The 16,744-nt window shown below is 41.7% G+C and carries 15 protein-coding genes; 10 read left to right on the top strand and 5 right to left on the bottom strand.

Features of this window, described 5'->3' with window-relative positions; genetic code table 11:
- Positions 1–9: 9 nt before the first annotated feature.
- The 4 genes from mglC to ACTG7Q_RS08975 all read right to left on the bottom strand — a co-directional run bounded on the left by mglC (position 10) and on the right by ACTG7Q_RS08975 (position 4,796).
- Positions 10–1,017, bottom strand: a complete 1,008-nt coding sequence (gene mglC, locus ACTG7Q_RS08990) for a galactose/methyl galactoside ABC transporter permease MglC (protein ID WP_386689611.1) — start codon at positions 1,015–1,017, stop codon at positions 10–12.
- A 23-nt stretch (positions 1,018–1,040) separates the two neighbouring features.
- Positions 1,041–2,543, bottom strand: coding sequence for a galactose/methyl galactoside ABC transporter ATP-binding protein MglA (mglA, locus tag ACTG7Q_RS08985; RefSeq protein WP_439243013.1), 1,503 nt, complete (start codon positions 2,541–2,543; stop codon positions 1,041–1,043).
- 89 nt (positions 2,544–2,632) lie between these two features.
- Complete coding sequence (mglB, locus tag ACTG7Q_RS08980; RefSeq protein ID WP_439243011.1) at positions 2,633–3,625, bottom strand: galactose/glucose ABC transporter substrate-binding protein MglB; 993 nt, start codon at positions 3,623–3,625, stop codon at positions 2,633–2,635.
- 166 nt (positions 3,626–3,791) lie between these two features.
- Positions 3,792–4,796 (bottom strand): substrate-binding domain-containing protein, encoded by a 1,005-nt coding sequence (locus ACTG7Q_RS08975; protein ID WP_439243009.1) that lies wholly within the window; start codon positions 4,794–4,796, stop codon positions 3,792–3,794.
- Positions 4,797–5,091: 295 nt separating this feature from the next.
- On the opposite strand from ACTG7Q_RS08975, the gene galT reads away from it, so the two are divergent.
- The 9 genes from galT to ACTG7Q_RS08930 all read left to right on the top strand — a co-directional run bounded on the left by galT (position 5,092) and on the right by ACTG7Q_RS08930 (position 15,175).
- A complete protein-coding gene (gene galT, locus ACTG7Q_RS08970; protein ID WP_439243007.1) occupies positions 5,092–6,138 on the top strand; it encodes a galactose-1-phosphate uridylyltransferase in 1,047 nt (348 codons plus the stop codon).
- Positions 6,139–6,317: 179 nt separating this feature from the next.
- Entirely contained in the window at positions 6,318–7,478 is a 1,161-nt protein-coding gene (gene galK, locus ACTG7Q_RS08965; protein WP_439243005.1) for a galactokinase, read from the top strand.
- Positions 7,469–8,515 (top strand): galactose-1-epimerase, encoded by a 1,047-nt coding sequence (gene galM, locus ACTG7Q_RS08960; RefSeq protein WP_439243003.1) that lies wholly within the window; start codon positions 7,469–7,471, stop codon positions 8,513–8,515. Before galK ends, galM begins: the two co-directional genes overlap by 10 nt.
- Before the next feature lie 308 nt (positions 8,516–8,823).
- Positions 8,824–10,341 (top strand): ammonia-forming nitrite reductase cytochrome c552 subunit, encoded by a 1,518-nt coding sequence (gene nrfA / locus ACTG7Q_RS08955; protein WP_439243001.1) that lies wholly within the window; start codon positions 8,824–8,826, stop codon positions 10,339–10,341.
- A 70-nt stretch (positions 10,342–10,411) separates the two neighbouring features.
- Positions 10,412–11,050 carry a cytochrome c nitrite reductase pentaheme subunit gene (gene nrfB, locus ACTG7Q_RS08950; RefSeq protein WP_439242999.1) on the top strand — a complete coding sequence of 213 codons (639 nt, stop codon included), beginning with the start codon at positions 10,412–10,414 and terminating at the stop codon, positions 11,048–11,050.
- Positions 11,047–11,727, top strand: a complete 681-nt coding sequence (gene nrfC, locus ACTG7Q_RS08945; protein WP_439242997.1) for a cytochrome c nitrite reductase Fe-S protein — start codon at positions 11,047–11,049, stop codon at positions 11,725–11,727. The genes nrfB and nrfC overlap by 4 nt, the downstream gene beginning before the upstream one ends.
- Positions 11,724–12,683, top strand: a complete 960-nt coding sequence (gene nrfD / locus ACTG7Q_RS08940) for a cytochrome c nitrite reductase subunit NrfD (RefSeq protein ID WP_439242995.1) — start codon at positions 11,724–11,726, stop codon at positions 12,681–12,683. The genes nrfC and nrfD overlap by 4 nt, the downstream gene beginning before the upstream one ends.
- A gap of 54 nt (positions 12,684–12,737) precedes the next feature.
- On the top strand, positions 12,738–14,648 hold the full coding sequence (gene nrfE / locus ACTG7Q_RS08935) for a heme lyase NrfEFG subunit NrfE (RefSeq protein ID WP_439242993.1): 1,911 nt from the start codon (positions 12,738–12,740) through the stop codon (positions 14,646–14,648).
- The gene (locus ACTG7Q_RS08930) at positions 14,648–15,175 is read left to right on the top strand and encodes a DsbE family thiol:disulfide interchange protein (protein WP_439243071.1); all 528 of its coding nucleotides are present in this window, start codon (positions 14,648–14,650) and stop codon (positions 15,173–15,175) included. The genes nrfE and ACTG7Q_RS08930 overlap by 1 nt, the downstream gene beginning before the upstream one ends.
- Positions 15,176–15,207: 32 nt before the next feature.
- Here the strand turns inward: ACTG7Q_RS08930 and ACTG7Q_RS08925 are convergent, their stop codons facing one another.
- Entirely contained in the window at positions 15,208–15,543 is a 336-nt protein-coding gene (locus tag ACTG7Q_RS08925) for a hypothetical protein (RefSeq protein WP_439238817.1), read from the bottom strand.
- Positions 15,544–15,646: 103 nt separating this feature from the next.
- Here ACTG7Q_RS08925 and nrfF point away from each other — a divergent pair, with 103 nt between their 5' ends.
- Entirely contained in the window at positions 15,647–16,696 is a 1,050-nt protein-coding gene (gene nrfF / locus ACTG7Q_RS08920; protein ID WP_439242991.1) for a heme lyase NrfEFG subunit NrfF, read from the top strand.
- Positions 16,697–16,744: the final 48 nt, after the last annotated feature.

The raw sequence follows: 16,744 nt of genomic DNA, 5'->3' as shown, positions 1-16,744 counted from the left end.
TTTTTTTCACTATTTTTTCTTCGCATATTTCAAACTATCAATGGCCACCGCTAAAATAATAATCGAACCTTTGATAATATATTGCCAGTAAGGATTGACTCCGATGTAGGTTAAACCGTAGTTAATGACGGTAAAGATTAATACCCCCGTCACCACACCGATAATGGTACCCACACCACCAGCGAATGATACACCACCGACTACGCACGCCGCAATAGCGTCCATTTCATACATAAAACCAAGGTTGTTAGTGGCAGAACCGATACGACCTGCTTCAAGCATACCGCCGAAAGCGTAGAATGCACCTGCAAGGGTATAGATCACTAATAAATTTGTCACCACATTGACCCCTGATACTTTTGCCGCTTCTGGGTTGCCACCAATCGCAAAGATGTTTTTACCAAAACGGGTTTTATTCCAAAGTGTCCACATAATAATCGTGGCAACAATGGCATAAATCGTAATATAAGAGAGTTTAAACGAACCAAGTCGGAAAAAGCCTTGAGCGAAGTCAGAGAAACTTTCCGTAAAGCCTGCAATCGGTGAGGAACCGACCGCATCATAATAGAGCGAGTTGATCCCATAGACGATAATCATGGTACCCATGGTGGCAATAAATGGCGTTACATTTAATACTGCAATCACGAAACCGTTCAACAAACCAATTAATGCACCGATGGCACAAACCAGCAAAACAACCGCAATAATGGGCATTTCAGGTAAATCAGGGAAAACCCGATTAAGATTATCCATACCTTGTAGCATGGTGGCAGAAACCACCGCCGCTAAACCCACTTGACGACCAGCGGATAAGTCAGTCCCTTGTACCACCAACAAGCCGGCAATACCCAGTGCAATAATTAACCGTACAGAGGATTGGGTTAAAATGTTACTGAAATTTCGCAACGTCAAGAAAGTTGGATCCTGTGCAATAATTACTAAAAGCAAAATTAATAATACAAAGTAAATGGCATTTTGTTTAAAAAAATCCCACGTTTTATTGTCTTTGATAACCATAACAACCTTCCTTTTTACATCGGTTATAAATATTTCGCCGCAAGTTGTAAAATTTCTTGTTGCGACGTTTTACTTGTTTCTACAATACCGGCCACTTTGCCATTACTCATGACCAAAATACGGTCGGTTACCCCGAGCAATTCTGGCATTTCAGAGGATATCATAATGATGCCTTTGTCTTTTTGAGCAAGCTGCATAATGAGCTGGTAAATCTCAAATTTCGCTCCTACGTCAATCCCTCTAGTGGGTTCATCGAGCATTAAAATATCTGGTTGAGTAAGCAACCAACGACCAATTACCACTTTCTGTTGGTTACCACCCGAAAGGGAACCAATATTGGTTTTATGGGACGGGGTTTTCACATTCATGGCATCAATCACCCATTGGGTATCACTGCTCATTTTCTTATTGCTTAATAACCCCCATTTGCTGATATAGGATTTCATATTAGAAATCAAAGAGTTGAACTCAATACTCAGGTTAGCATAAATCCCTGTAGAACGGCGTTCTTCGGTAACGAGGGCAAAACCATTATTAATCGCATCAAGTGCGGTGCGATTTTGTACGATTTTTCCATTGAGTTTTACCGTACCGCTTTGTTGTTCACGTACACCGAAAATGGTTTCCACAATATCCGTGCGTTTCGCTCCCACTAAACCTGCCACGCCCAAAATTTCACCTTTGCGTAATTCAAAGCTGACATCTTGAATAGAGGGTTGATTTTTGGCAGTTAAATGTTCTACTTGTAAAATCACTTCTTTTGGCTGATTGGTTTTTGGTGGGAAACGTTGGGTTAATTCACGTCCAACCATCATGGCCACAATGCCGTCCATAGTCGCACCTTTAACTGGCACGGTATTAATCCATTTTCCATCACGTAAAATGGTGATTTCATCACAGATTTTGAAAATTTCATCCATTTTATGGGAAATATAAATAATGCCACAGCCCCGATCTTTTAATTTTTGGATAATTTTAAACAGGTGTTCCACTTCTTTTTCAGAAAGGGAAGAGGTCGGTTCATCCATGATCACGATCTTGGCATGATAAGAGAACGCTTTCGCAATCTCAATCATCTGCATTTGAGAAACGGATAAATTGGCTACTTTTTCTTTGGGATCAATATCAATATCCAATTCATCAAAAATGGCTTTGGTTTCGTTGTACATTTTGGCATGATCCACGAACATGCCTTTTAATGGATAACGGCCTAACCAAAGGTTATCCATCACGCTGCGTTGACGCACTAAATTTAATTCTTGATGCACCATCGAAATCCCATTTTCAAGGGCTTCTTTTGATGTTTTGAAATTAACCGGTTGGCCTAAGAAGAGAATTTCACCCTCATCTTTGGCATAGATCCCGAATAAACATTTCAATAGGGTAGATTTTCCCGCTCCATTTTCCCCCATTAAGGCATGGACAGAGTGGGATTTGACCGCCAGATTAGCACCGTCTAACGCCTTTACCCCAGGGAAAGATTTACTAACATTGGTCATTGTGAGTAGCACTTCTTGTGTCGCCATATCTCACCTCAAATTAAATCATTAAAAACAACAGGGCTTGTGAAAAAATCACCATGATAGCTCTCACAAGCCCTCAATATTAGACAGACTTATTTTAAGAATTTATCCAAGTTGTCTTTGTCAACACCGACATAAGGCACGCGCACTACACGGTTTTCAAGTTTAAAATCAGCACCCTCTGTTGGTTCTTTACCTTTGACCAAGTTATCTGCTAATTTCACTAACACTTTAGCTTGGTTAACACCGTCATTTAACACCGTACCAGCGACTTCGCCTTTTTTGATTAATTGCAACACTTCTGGTAAGGCATCCACACCGAATACTGGTAATTTTTTACCATGGGCTTTCACCGCTTCTAATGCCCCCATTGCCATACCGTCATTGTTAGAAATGATCACTTCAATTTCGTTTGCTTTACCACTTGAAAGCCACGCATCAGTTTTATCTTTCGCCAATGCAGCATCCCACATACCGGTATCAATAAATAATTGTTCAGTGCCGATACCTTGTTTGTTTAATTGTTCCACCACATATTTCGTACGTGCTTCTGCATCTGGGTGGCCCGGTTCACCTTTCAATAACACATATTGAATTTTGCCGTCTTTATTTAAGTCAAGGGCAGGATTGGCTTTCCATTGTTTGGCAATCAAATCTGCTTGAATTTCACCAGATTCTTTTGGATCGGTACCGACATAATAGGCTTTGTCATAGCTACCAATGGCTTTGGCACCTGGGTCTTTGTTAAAGAAAATCACCGGAATATCTTCGCCTTGGGCTTTTTTGATAATGGTTGGTGCGGCAGATGGGTCAACAAGGTTAATGGCTAAGGCTTTCACCCCTTTAGAAATTAACACATCCACTTGGTCGTTTTGAATAGATTGGGCATTTTGCGAGTCATTCATTAACAACTCAACATCTTTGAGTGGTTCTGCATTTTTAGCAATTTCTTGACGCATTAACGCCATGAAATTGTCATCATATTTGTAAATGGTTACACCAATACGGTCAGCCGCTTGTGCTGCACTGCTTGCTAAGCCTAAACCGATAGATAATGCGACTGCACTTAATACTGCTTTTTTCATAACAATGTCCTCATTAATTGATTAACTAAAATGATGAAATTACCGCAAAATTGTTTAAATAAAACACAACAACCTTGTGTAATATGACTAAGATACACTATTTTTTTTCTCAATACTGTGATCTCTCTCACACTTTTGAAAAAAAGTGTAAGCGTTTACAAAAAAATTATTGCGGATAACAATTATCCGTAGAAAACCGTCGTACCAATGTTGGGTTAAATTGGGTATGAATTGGGGTATCAATTTTTTCATTAACCAAACTCAATGCTAATTTAGACGCATAAGTTGCCATTAAATCAATAGGATAGCGGATAGTTGAAAGTTTTGGCACCAAATGGCTTGCAATCGGCATATCATCAAACCCGATTAAGGAAAATTGACGTGGTACATGGATATTATTTTCCGTTAGCACGGATAATGCTCCCGCTGCCATACTATCATTGTAAGCCACCACGGCGGTTAAATCTGAATGATAGCTCAATAAATCCACCATTGCCGCTTCACCTCCCTCAAAATCAGGGCTATTTTGTACGCTAGTATTTTCAATTAAGGGTAAATGATATTGTTGAAGTGCGGTTAAATAGCCTTGTTTTCTTTCTCGTTCATCATTAATTTGATGGTTTGAACCGATATAACCAATTTTACGATGTCCCAATTTTATTAATAATTCTGTACCTAAAAAGGTGCCACGTTGGTTATCCAAACTGACGCAACGGTGTTCATAACCGGCAATACAGCGGTTAATGATCACCATGCCAGGGACTTGTTCTAAGTAGGTAATAAGTTCTTGGTCGCTCAACCCTTTAGAATGTACGACTAAACAGCTACAACGTTTACGCAAAAGGGTTTCAATGGCTCGGCGTTCTCGTTCTGCTTGATGATAGCCCATGCCGATTAACATGGTTTTACCGTATTCATAGGCAACCTGATCTACCGCTTTGACTAAAATCGCAAAAAACGGATCAGAGACATCCGTTACCACCACACCGAGTGTATCGGTATTCTGTAAGGCCAAGGCTTGTGCATTGGCATTAGGCGAATAACCCAAATTTTGCACCGCACTTTCTACCGCAAGGCGAGCGGTTTCACTGCAAGAGGCGTTGTTTAATACCCGAGAAACCGTCGCCACAGACACGCCTGCTTGTTTGGCCACATCACGAATGGTAATCATACTTTTCTCCCAATATAACAATGATGTAGGGGCGTATTGCATACGCCCTTATGCTCGATCTGTTTTGGGCGTATGCAATACGCCCCTACATTTAGCCCTACATTCCGCCCCACATTCAAAGATACATAATGAAAACGTTACCACTTCATTTTTGTCATTTCAACCCAAAAATACAATAAATTTTTCAAGTTTTTTTCAAAAATATGATCTACGTCACAGATTATTTCAAAAAATCTGCTATCTTATACCCAGTTAAATGTAACCGTTTCCGTTTTATCAAACGTAAGGACATATTATGAGTATTATTTTTGATCCAACTGAACATCCACATCGTCGTTATAATCCGTTGACAGACCAATGGGTGTTAGTATCGCCTCACCGAGCCAAACGCCCATGGCAAGGGCAACAGGAAAAAGTCAATGAAGAACAAAAGCCAAGTCACGATCCGAATTGTTATCTTTGCCCGAGAAATAAACGCATTACAGGCGAATTAAACCCTGATTATCAGCAACCTTATGTGTTTAAAAATGATTTCTCTGCCTTATTAGAAGATACGCCAGCACCTGAAAAATCCACTGATCCGTTATTTCAGTCGGTGCAAGCTCAGGGGGAAAGTCGAGTGATTTGTTTTTCACCGGATCATAGCAAAACTTTGCCGTTATTAAGCGTGGCAGAAATTAGCCAAGTGATTAAAGTTTGGCAACAACAACTGATGGAATTAGGGCAAAAATATCAATGGGTGCAAGTGTTTGAAAACAAAGGTGCCGCTATGGGCTGTTCCAATCCCCATCCTCATGGTCAAATTTGGGCCAATAGCTTTTTGCCAAACGAAGTGGCTCGGGAAGATCAAACCCAACGCCGTTATTTGGCAACACATCATTCGCCTATGTTATTAGACTATGCTCAACGTGAACTACAATTAAAAGAACGCATTGTGGTGGAAACCGAACATTGGTTAGCCGTGGTGCCTTATTGGGCAGTGTGGCCGTTTGAAACCCTATTAATGCCGAAAAAAGCACAAATTAAACGTTTGACCGATTTAACCGCAGAACAAGCGGACGATCTGGCGTTAGCCTTGAAAAAATTGACCACCAAATACGACAATTTATTTGAAACAAGTTTCCCTTATTCCATGGGCTTTCATGCCGCACCGTTTAATGGTGAACCCAATGATCACTGGCAATTACACGCCCATTTTTATCCGCCATTATTGCGTTCTGCCACAGTGCGAAAATTTATGGTGGGCTATGAAATGTTAGGCGAAAGTCAACGAGATTTGACGGCGGAACAAGCCGCAACAAGATTACGTGAGTTAAGTGAAATTCATTATAAACAACGATAAATAAAAAATTCCCTCTCCCTAAGAACGATAAACAAAGTCCCCTCTCCCTCTGGGAGAGGGCTAGGGTGAGGGTAAAATAACCATTGACCCTCACCTTAACCCTCACCCCGACCCTCTCCCAGAGGGAGAGGGGGGGAATACTGCGATGATGAGGGGAATAGTAAAGAAGGAAAATAAAAATGACCCCACAACAAACAGCCAAACAATTATTTGAACAAAAATTTCACCGCACTTCAGAATTAAACATCTATGCCCCAGGGCGAGTGAACATTATTGGCGAACACACCGATTACAACGACGGCTTTGTGATGCCTTGTGCGATTAACTATGGCACCGCCGTTTGTGGTGCGAAACGTGATGATCATCTGTTTAACGTGTATGCGGCGGATTTAGAAGATAGCGATCAATTTTCTTTAACGGAAGAAATCACCCCAGTCGCCGACAAAAAATGGACAGGCTATGTGCGTGGTGTGGTGAAATTTATTCAGCAACATTACCCTGAATTTAAACAAGGGGCAGACTTGGTGATCTCTGGCAATGTGCCACAATCTTCGGGTTTAAGTTCTTCCGCTGCCCTTGAAGTAGCGGTGGGGAAATTTTGCCAACAGTTAGGCAAGTTAGCGTTAACTAATACCCAAATTGCCTTAATCGGTCAAATGGCTGAAAACAAATTTGTCGGGGCAAATTGTGGCAATATGGATCAGCTTATCTCTGCCTTGGGCGAGCAAGATCATTTACTGATGATCGACTGCCGTAGCCTTGAAACCGTTTCTGTGCCAGTGCCAGAAAATATTGCCGTGATGATCGTCAACTCCCATGTGAAACATGATTTAGTCACCGGTGAATACAATACACGCCGTCAACAATGTGAACGTGCCGCCGAATTTTTTGGCGTAAAAGCCTTGCGTGATGTGTCGATTGAACAGTTTAAACAACGTGAAGCCGAACTCATTGCCTGTGATGAAGATACCGCTAAACGAGCCAGACATATTGTGACGGAAAATCAACGTGTATTAGATGCCGTTCAAGCCTTAAATCAAGGCGATATTTCTACGCTAGGCAAATTAATGGGACAATCCCATGATTCCATGCGTGATGATTTTGAGATTACCATTCCTGAAATTGATTATCTGGTGGAATTGGCTCAAGTGGCCGTGGGTGAAACTGGCGGTGCCAGAATGACTGGCGGTGGTTTTGGGGGCTGTATTGTGGTGGTCGCTCCGGTAGAAAAAGTCGAGACAGTACGTCAACTGATTGCCGACAATTATCAAAAACAAACCGGCATTAAAGAAGAATTTTATGTCTGTACTGCGTCACAAGGAGTACAGGTATGTCCGTAAGCGTTGAAACTACCAAGGCATTGGCCCCCGATAAACAAGCCTTACAGCTTGTGACCTTAACCAATCAACAAGGCATGCGAGTGCAATTTATCGATTGGGGAGCCACTTGGGTATCTTGTGTCGTGCCAGTGGGTGATGAAAAGCGTGAAGTATTGCTTGGTTGCAAGTTGGAAGATTATGCTAAACAAGGCGTCTATTTCGGGGCGACCATTGGCCGTTATGCCAATCGCATTGCCAACAGCCAATTTGACTATCAAGGGCAAACCATTAAACTCACCGCTAATCAAGGCTCACATCAGTTACATGGTGGGCCGATTGGCTTTGATAAACGACGTTGGCAAATCGAACAAACAGAGGAAAAGTGCGGTGAAAATGGGGTGATTTTTTCCTTAACTTCCCCTGACGGCGAGCAAGGCTTTGCAGGCACGGTTAAGGTTCAAGCGATTTATCGTTTAACCGACGATAACGCCCTGATCGCCGAATTTAAGGCGATTTCCGATCAAGATACGCCATTAAATTTAACCAATCATGCCTATTTTAATTTACATCATGCCGAACAGGGCAGTGATATTCGTGAGCATTTGTTGCAACTCAATGTGGCACAATTTTTGCCGGTAGATAGTCAAGGTATTCCCAATGCACCTTTGAAATCGGTACAACATACTAGCTTTGATTTCCGTCAAGCAAAAACCATTCAACAGGATTTTTTACAAGATGAGCAACAGTTGACCAAAGGTTACGATCACGCTTTTTTATTAGGCACAGAACATGAAAAAACCAGTGCGATTTTAACCGCACCTGATGGATCTTTACGTTTAACCCTGACGACCAGTCAACCGGCTTTACAGGTTTACACCGGCAATTACTTGCAAGGCACCCCAACCCGAGCGGGTGGCGAATATGCCGATTATACCGGTATTGCCCTTGAAACCCAAGCCTTACCTGATACGCCAAACCACCCTGAATGGTGGCAATATGGGGGTATGGTGAAAGCAGGGGAAACGTATCAGCAGTGGACGAAATTCCAATTCAGTTAATCATAGGTTGGGTGTGTTTTTACACCCAATTTTATTTCTTATTTTTCTGCCGCACTTTTTTACGCCATTTTACTTATTTAGACGTCAAGCGATATTTTCTCTTACCTACAGCACTACCTATTTAGGTGTATTTTGCTTGATCAAACGCAAGAAAATACAAAAAACCTATGAAAATTGTGTGGGAATTTGCTATTTTACTCTCGCCTTTTTAGATTTTATTAGCTTATCTAATTGTTTTAAATGAAATAAATTCTCATTCCAATGTGATGGCTAATCTTGAATTAATTTATTTGTATGGAGTGATTATCGTGGACGTCTTTAAAAAAACACTCGTTTTATTGGCCTTTCCTTTATTGAATTTGCTGGTCGCTCAAAGCGTATTGGCTGATACACCAACTGCAACAGCAACGGACAATAACACCGAAATGAAATATGCCCCGAAAAAAGGGGAATTGGCTAAACCAAATGCAGATTTAAAAATTGAATCCGTCAATGAGCAATTTGCGGAAAAATATGCTCGTCAATATAATGGTTGGAAAGCCACGTCAAAGTCCACCAATAATGCCTCGGCGATTGAAGAAGATCCTCGTTTAATCGTACTTTGGGGCGGTTATGCGTTTGCCAAAGATTATAACAAACCACGTGGTCACTTCTATGCCGTCACTGATGTACGCAATATTTTGCGAACTGGGGCACCGACGGATGCTAACACAGGTCCACAACCCATGGCCTGTTGGACGTGTAAAGGCCCTGATGTACCTCGTTTAATCGCTGAATGGGGGGAAGAAGGTTACTTCACGGGCAAATGGGCGAAAGCTGGGGCGGAAGTGGTCAACTCTATCGGTTGTGCAGACTGTCATGATACCAAGTCAGAGGATTTTTCCAATGGAAAACCCGCCTTACGTATTGCTCGTCCACATGTTTTGCGTGCTTTAGAGGCCATTGATAAACCTTTTGAAAAATCCGATCGTACTGATCAACGTGCCGCAATTTGTGCTAACTGTCACGTAGAATATTATTTCGATAAAAGCAATGCCAACAACGTAGTGTTCCCTTGGTATAAAGGCGTGGACGTGGATAGTATGGAAAAATACTATGATGAAATCGGCTTTAAAGACTGGGAACATAGCCTGTCTAAAGCCCCTATGTTGAAAACGCAACACCCTGATTTTGAAACGTGGTCAATGGGAACCCATGGTAAAAATGGCGTGACCTGTATTGACTGCCATATGCCAAAAGTGCAAGGGGAAGACGGCAAAGTTTACACCAATCACCAAATTGGTAATCCGTTTGATGCTTTTGAAAATACCTGTGCGAAATGCCACGATCAAAGTAAAGAAACCTTAAGACAAACCATTTCTAATCACAAAAAAGACATCAAAGAAGTGATGATTAAATTGGAAGATCAATTAGTTAAAGCTCACTTTGAGGCCAAAGCGGCTTGGGATGCGGGGGCCACACAAGAAGAAATGAAAGAGGCTCTACAAGCGATTCGTCATGCGCAATGGCGTTGGGATTATACAGCAGCGACACACGGTGGCCATATGCACGCTCCTGATGTGATGTTGAAAGTGATTGCTTCGGGGCTTGATCGTGCTGCTGATGCTCGCCGTGAATTAGCCGTGGTGTTAGCTAAACATAACGTCAAACAACCGATTAATTATCCTGATGTCTCTACCGCCGAAAAAGCGTGGAAAGTCATGGGGATTGATATTGAAAAAGAACGTCAAGCCAAAGATGAGTTCATAAAAACCATCGTGCCAGAATGGAATAAAGAGGCCAAAGCTAAAGGCTTAATTCTGAATGATGAACCGCCAGTAAAATAATCCAAAATTCACCGCACTTTTAGCGTCAACATGACAAAGTGCGGTGTATTTCAAGCTAAATTTTAAGGTAATGAATATGAACTCAATCATCAAATTTGTGAAATTATCGGCGTTATTCACGGTGTTTTGTTGGGCAATGCCAATAGCTCAAGCGGATACGCCAACTAATTCGTCAGCCACTCAAACGGTGAGTGATGAACCACGCTTAGAAAATGATCGTAACCCTAATGAATATTGTGCCAAATGTCACAGTTTTGATACCTCCGCCGATCAAGCCAAAGGCGAATTTCACGCAGGGAAATTTCATGGCACGCACTTAGACCAGAAAAATCCAGCCACAGGAAAGCCGATTACTTGTGTCACTTGTCATGGCAATATCAGTGAAAATCACCGCCGTGGGGTGAAAGATGTCATGCGTTTCGATGGACTTTGGGACAACGATCAGACCATTAAATATACTCCAGCAGAACAAAATCAGGTGTGCTTTTCTTGTCATCAGCCGGAAAAATTACAAGAAAAATTCTGGGCCCATGATGTCCATGCGATGAAGTTAGCTTGTGCGAGCTGTCATACGTTGCATCCAGAAAAAGATGCCATGAAAGATATTCAACCGAAGTCTAAAATTAAACTTTGTGTCGATTGTCATGGCAAACAGCAAAAACAAAAAGAACAGCAAAATAATACTATTTCTGAAAAGGATAAAAAATGACAGCTTGCTCACGCCGAAACTTTGTTTCTGGAGTGGGAGCCTTGATTCTTACTTCAGGAACAACCCTAAGTTTAACCGCACAAAGTGCCAAGGGTGGCGAGAAAACCATTCGCTATGCCATGGTGCATGATGAAACCGCTTGCATCGGTTGCACAGCTTGTATGGATGCTTGCCGAGATGTAAATCAAGTGCCAGATGGCGTTTCACGTTTGGAAATTATTCGTAGTCAACCTGTGGGCGAATTTCCAGAGGTGGAATATGAATTTTTCCGCCAATCTTGCCAACATTGTAGCAACGCCCCTTGTGTGGCGGTTTGCCCGACAGGTGCCTCTTTTGTCGATGAGAAAACAGGGATTGTGGATGTTCACAAAGATCTCTGTGTTGGTTGTCAATATTGCGTAGCCGTTTGCCCTTATCGTGTACGCTTTATTCACCCGATTCACAAAACCGCAGACAAATGTAATTTCTGTCGAGATACGAATTTAGCTCAAGGCAAACAGCCTGCTTGTGTGGAAAGTTGCCCAACCAAGGCATTGACCTTTGGTGACATGAATGATCCGCACAGTGCGGTGGCTCAAAAAGTACGTGAAAATCCGGTTTATCGGACTAAACTCCAGTTAGGCACTGAACCGAATTTATACCATATTCCATTTGGCAAAGGGGAGCATAGACAATGACCGAACATTTTCAAACCCCAAATTTAGTCTGGGATAGCACCATTGCCATTTATTTGTTTTTACTTGGGATTTCCTCTGGTGCCGTGCAATTAGCCATTGCTTTTCGTAACACCAGTTCGGTCAAGCTAGCGAAACCGAGTGAAAACTGGATTATCCGCAGTGGCGTGATGTTAGGTTTTGTGCCGGTGTTAATTGGCTTAACCTTATTGATTTTCCACTTAGCTCGTCCTTGGACATTCTGGAAACTGATGTTTAACTATCAATTCCATTCCGTGATGTCTATGGGGGTGTTGCTGTTTCAGGTATATTTAACCACGCTTTTTGTTTGGTCGGTAATTATTTTTAAAGATGAAATAGCCCAACTTATTGAGCGTTTCGTGCCAGCTTTGAAATTTGTTATAAAATGGATTTATGCCATTCAAGGTTGGTTAAAACCAGTGGAAGTGGTGTTGTTTGTGTTAGCCGCCGTGCTAGGGGCTTATACGGGCTTTTTGCTTTCAGCCTTAATCAGCTATCCAATGCTTAATAATCCTGTATTGCCTGCATTATTTTTAGCATCAGGCACATCATCAGGCATTGCCGCAACCTTTTTAATGATTTTATTAGCCGGCAAATTATCTGGCGACAGCCACGAAATTCATTTTATCCATAAATTTGAAGTGCCGATTATGGTCACCGAATTAGGCTTGTTAGTGTGCTTTTTCGTGGGGCTTTATTTTGGTGGCGGACAACGCTTAGTCGCTTTACAAAATGCCCTGTCCGGTTTCTGGGGTTGGGTATTTTGGATTGGTGTATTTTTAATCGGGATTATTATTCCGTTGATTGCCAATCTGTTTGTCAGTGAGAAGTGGAAATACGACCGTAACTTTATTATACTCGTGTCCATTTTTGACTTAATCGGCGTGTTGTGCTTGCGGTATTTTATTTTATACGCAGGGCAATTAACCGTAGCATAATGATAAATAGGGCGTAGCTGAATACGCCCTTACATATTTTAATCAAAACATTTTATGATCCCTGAACTCGGTTTTATTGCCTTATTATTGGCCAGCTTTACTTCCTTATTGTTAGCGATACTGCCCCAAATTGGTATCGCTAAAAATCACGTCATTTTCATCCTCACTTCATGGCAGTTAAGCTATTTACTGGCGATTTTCACCAGCCTGTCTTTGGGATTATTAGCTTATTCTTTCGCCGTAGATGACTTTTCTGTAAGCTATGTGGTGGCACATTCAAATAGCCAATTACCCATTTTTTATAAACTGGTGGCCCTGTGGGGTGGCCATGAGGGTTCCATGCTATTTTGGCTTTTTTCTTTAAGCCTCTGGGTGGCGTTATTTACCTATTTTAGCCGTCAACGTGAGCCGATAATGACTAGTCGAACTCTTTCTATTCTTGGTATGATTTATTTAGGCTTGGCGGTATTTGTGGTGTATTTCTCCAATCCCTTTATTCGCCAATTCCCAGTTCCCCCCGAGGGACGAGATCTGAATCCCATGTTACAAGATATTGGCTTAATTTTTCATCCGCCGTTATTATATCTGGGATATGTGGGGTTTGCGATAAATTTTGCCTTAACCTTGGTCGCCTTAGTGAATGGGCGTTTAGACGCCGTGATGGCACGTTGGATGCGAAGTTGGGCACTTGTCGCATGGTTGTTTTTAACGCTCGGTATAATGCTCGGATCTTGGTGGGCCTATTACGAACTCGGTTGGGGCGGTTGGTGGTTCTGGGATCCGGTGGAAAATGCGTCCCTGATGCCTTGGCTGTTAGGCTTGGCCTTATTACATAGCTTATTTGTCACGGAAAAGCGGGGCATTTTTAGCTATTGGACCATTCTATTTTCCCTGTTTACCTTTTCATTCAGTGTGTTAGGCACCTTTATTGTGCGTTCGGGGGTACTAACTTCCGTCCACGCTTTTGCCATTGATAGCGAACGAGGTGCGGTGCTGTTAATCCTGTTCTTTTTACTGACGGTCAGTGCGTTAACCCTGTTTGCCTTAAAAACTAATGTACAACAAACTGCGGTGCGTTTTGACTTTTTTTCCAAAGAAAGCCTGTTACTGTTGCTCAATATCATATTAACCATTGCCACGGTTAGCGTCTTTATTGGCACATTTTACCCCATGTTATTTAGCCTTGCAGGCTGGGGATCGATTTCCGTTGGCTTACCTTATTTTAACAGTATTTTCTTGCCATTAATTGCCTTGGTGCTGTGCTTAATGGTGTTGGTGTTAGCCACCAAATGGCAAACATCGGATCGATCTCGGTTGGTGAAAAACCTGCTGTTAGGTTTACCTGCCATGTTGGCCGCCTATGCCATGATTGCTTATACGGTAGCACAAGATAGCAGTTTAACCTTTCAATTTGTGCCTTTTGTATTGGTAAGTTTAGCTATTTGGTTATTATTGGCCACACTAGCTTTAGTCAGAAAATCCCTAGCATTTAAACGTTTAGGCATGATTTTTGCCCATTGTGGCGTGGCGGTCGCTGTGATTGGAGCAGTCATGTCCAGTTATTTTGGCACCGAAATGGGCGTACGACTGGCACCGAATCAACATCAACAACTCAATGGCTATGACTTTCATTATCTCGGATTTCATAACGAAATCGGGGCCAATTACACTAGCGAAAAAGCTCAGTTTGATATTTTAAAAAAGGGCAAAAAAATCACCGCACTTTACCCCGAACGCCGTTACTATGACGTGCGAACCATGAATATGTCGGAAGTGGCGATTGATTGGGGCATGTTAGGGGATATTTACATTGTGATGGGCGATAAACTTACGCCACAAAGTGGCATTGACGGCGAGTTTACTTTTCGTTTACATTATAAACCGTTTATTCGCTGGCTTTGGTTCGGCGGTATTTTAATGGCACTCGGTGCCTTGTTGGGTATGTTAGGATTACGCAAAAAATGATCAACAAAAAAATCTTATTTTTTATGCCGTTATTGCTGATTTTGGCCATCTGCGGTTTGTTATTTCAAGGTTTACAGCAGGATCCAAAAAAAATTGCTTCCGCCTTAATTGGTCGCCCTGTGCCCGAGTTTTATCAAGCCAGTATTGAAGATAGCCAACGAGTGTTAAGCAATAAAGATTTACCGCAAACCCCTTATCTGATTAATGTGTGGGGCAGTTGGTGCTATTTTTGCCGTTTAGAACATAAACATCTGCTTGCTTTAGCCGAGAAAAATATTCCTATCGTGGGACTCAATTACCGTGATAAGCCACAAAGTGCGGTGGAATATTTGCAAAAATTTGGTAATCCGTTTGTGTTGAACATTAACGATAGTCAAGGCAAACTGGCAATGCAATTAGGTGTGGACGGCGCCCCTGAAACCTATGTGGTGGATAAACACGGCATTATTCGCTACCGTTATTCAGGGGCGTTTGATCATGATAGTCTGCAAAATATTATTTTGCCTGAATTGGAAAAGTGGAAGTAGCTCCAACCTCGAGATTGGAGCTTATAAAGTAGTTATTTATTTGTACAACCTGGTATAGAACGGTCGTAAACTAAGTTACCTTCAGCAATATATGAAACAGTAAAGAAGCCTTGTTTAACGTTGAGAACCGCATCAGATAAAGCCACAGCACATTTATCTTGTTGAATGGCTCTATCAACGGCATTTTTTAAATAAGCTACGCCACTACTACTGTCTTCGCCTTTAACTCGTTCAGATCCAGCAACGAGTTTACCGCTGGTGAGATTTACGTTTTTGGTACTAATCACAGTGAAATCACCAACACGGAATGTTTGACAACCTGTGAGTAAAAGAGTCGCTAAAGCGATAGTTGCAATTTTTAATTTCATAGTCTGTCCTTATGTTAGGTTAAAATTGGTGAATTTTAGGAAAATTCACGCTAGAAAGAATAATATATCATCTGTAAAAAAAACAGTGTTTTATGGTGGAAAAATGAAATATTTTACGCTTTTTTTGATCTTACTAATCAGCATTGCTCATGCAGAAATGGTAGACACTTTTCAATTTCACAATCAAGCCGATCGCACCAGAGCTGTTGCCTTGGCGAAATCTTTGCGTTGTCCGCAATGTCAAAATCAAAATTTAGTGGAATCCAATTCACCGATTGCGTACGATTTACGCCTTGAAGTGTATCAAATGGTGAATGACGGCAAAACCGATCAACAAATTATTGATGTGATGACCTCTCGTTTTGGTCATTTTGTGTTGTATAAACCACCCTTACAATGGAATACAGCGTTGTTGTGGGGATTGCCAATCTTGTTGTTAATCTTGGCAGTGGGTGGCATGGTTTATTATCTTCGTCAGCAGAAAAATAAGGTATTTTCTGCTGCAACGGCTTTGGCGAATGAGCCACGCTTGTCACAAGAACAACCGAGCAAGAGCAAAACTGCGGTGCATTTTTCACCGATTTTTTTGTTAGGTTTCGGGTTTATTTTATTTGCTGTACCATTAGCCTATTATTTTTCGCTAGATCGTTGGGACTACGTGCAACGAGGCGAGCAGGAATTTGAACAGCAACAACAGCAATTTCAGCATGCTCAAGCCACAGCGAAAAATGACGATTATATTTTGTCTATTCAACAAAAACTTCGTCAAGATCCCAACGACAGTGACCGCTGGTTTGAACTCGGGCAAGCCTACACCTTAAATAATGAATTTGAAAACGCCCTGATTGCTTATGGCAATGCCGAGCAATTAGCTGGCAGTCAACCTCGTATTTTAGGGCAAGCAGCGACGGCCTTGTATTATCAAGCAGGGCAAAAAATGAGCCCAAAAGCACAGCAATTAATCGATCAAGCCTTACAACAAGATCCGAATGAAACCGCCAGCCTTTCCTTGTTAGCCTCCGAGGCGTTTTTAAAAACCGATTACGCTAACGCATTGAAATATTGGCAACGTTTGCTTGATAGCGGACGAACCGAAGTGGATCGTCGTAAAACCATTGAAAGTATGCAAATGGCGGAAAAGTTGTTGAAATAGGCTTTTTAATGAATTCATTACAATTTTTGCGGAATAGAACTAATTTCC

It is taken from the genome of Lonepinella sp. BR2474, from assembly GCF_051851555.1.
Taxonomy (GTDB): Bacteria; Pseudomonadota; Gammaproteobacteria; order Enterobacterales; family Pasteurellaceae; genus Lonepinella.
Note: the sequence above shows the minus strand (reverse complement) of the source record. Positions and strands in the feature narration are given on the sequence as shown.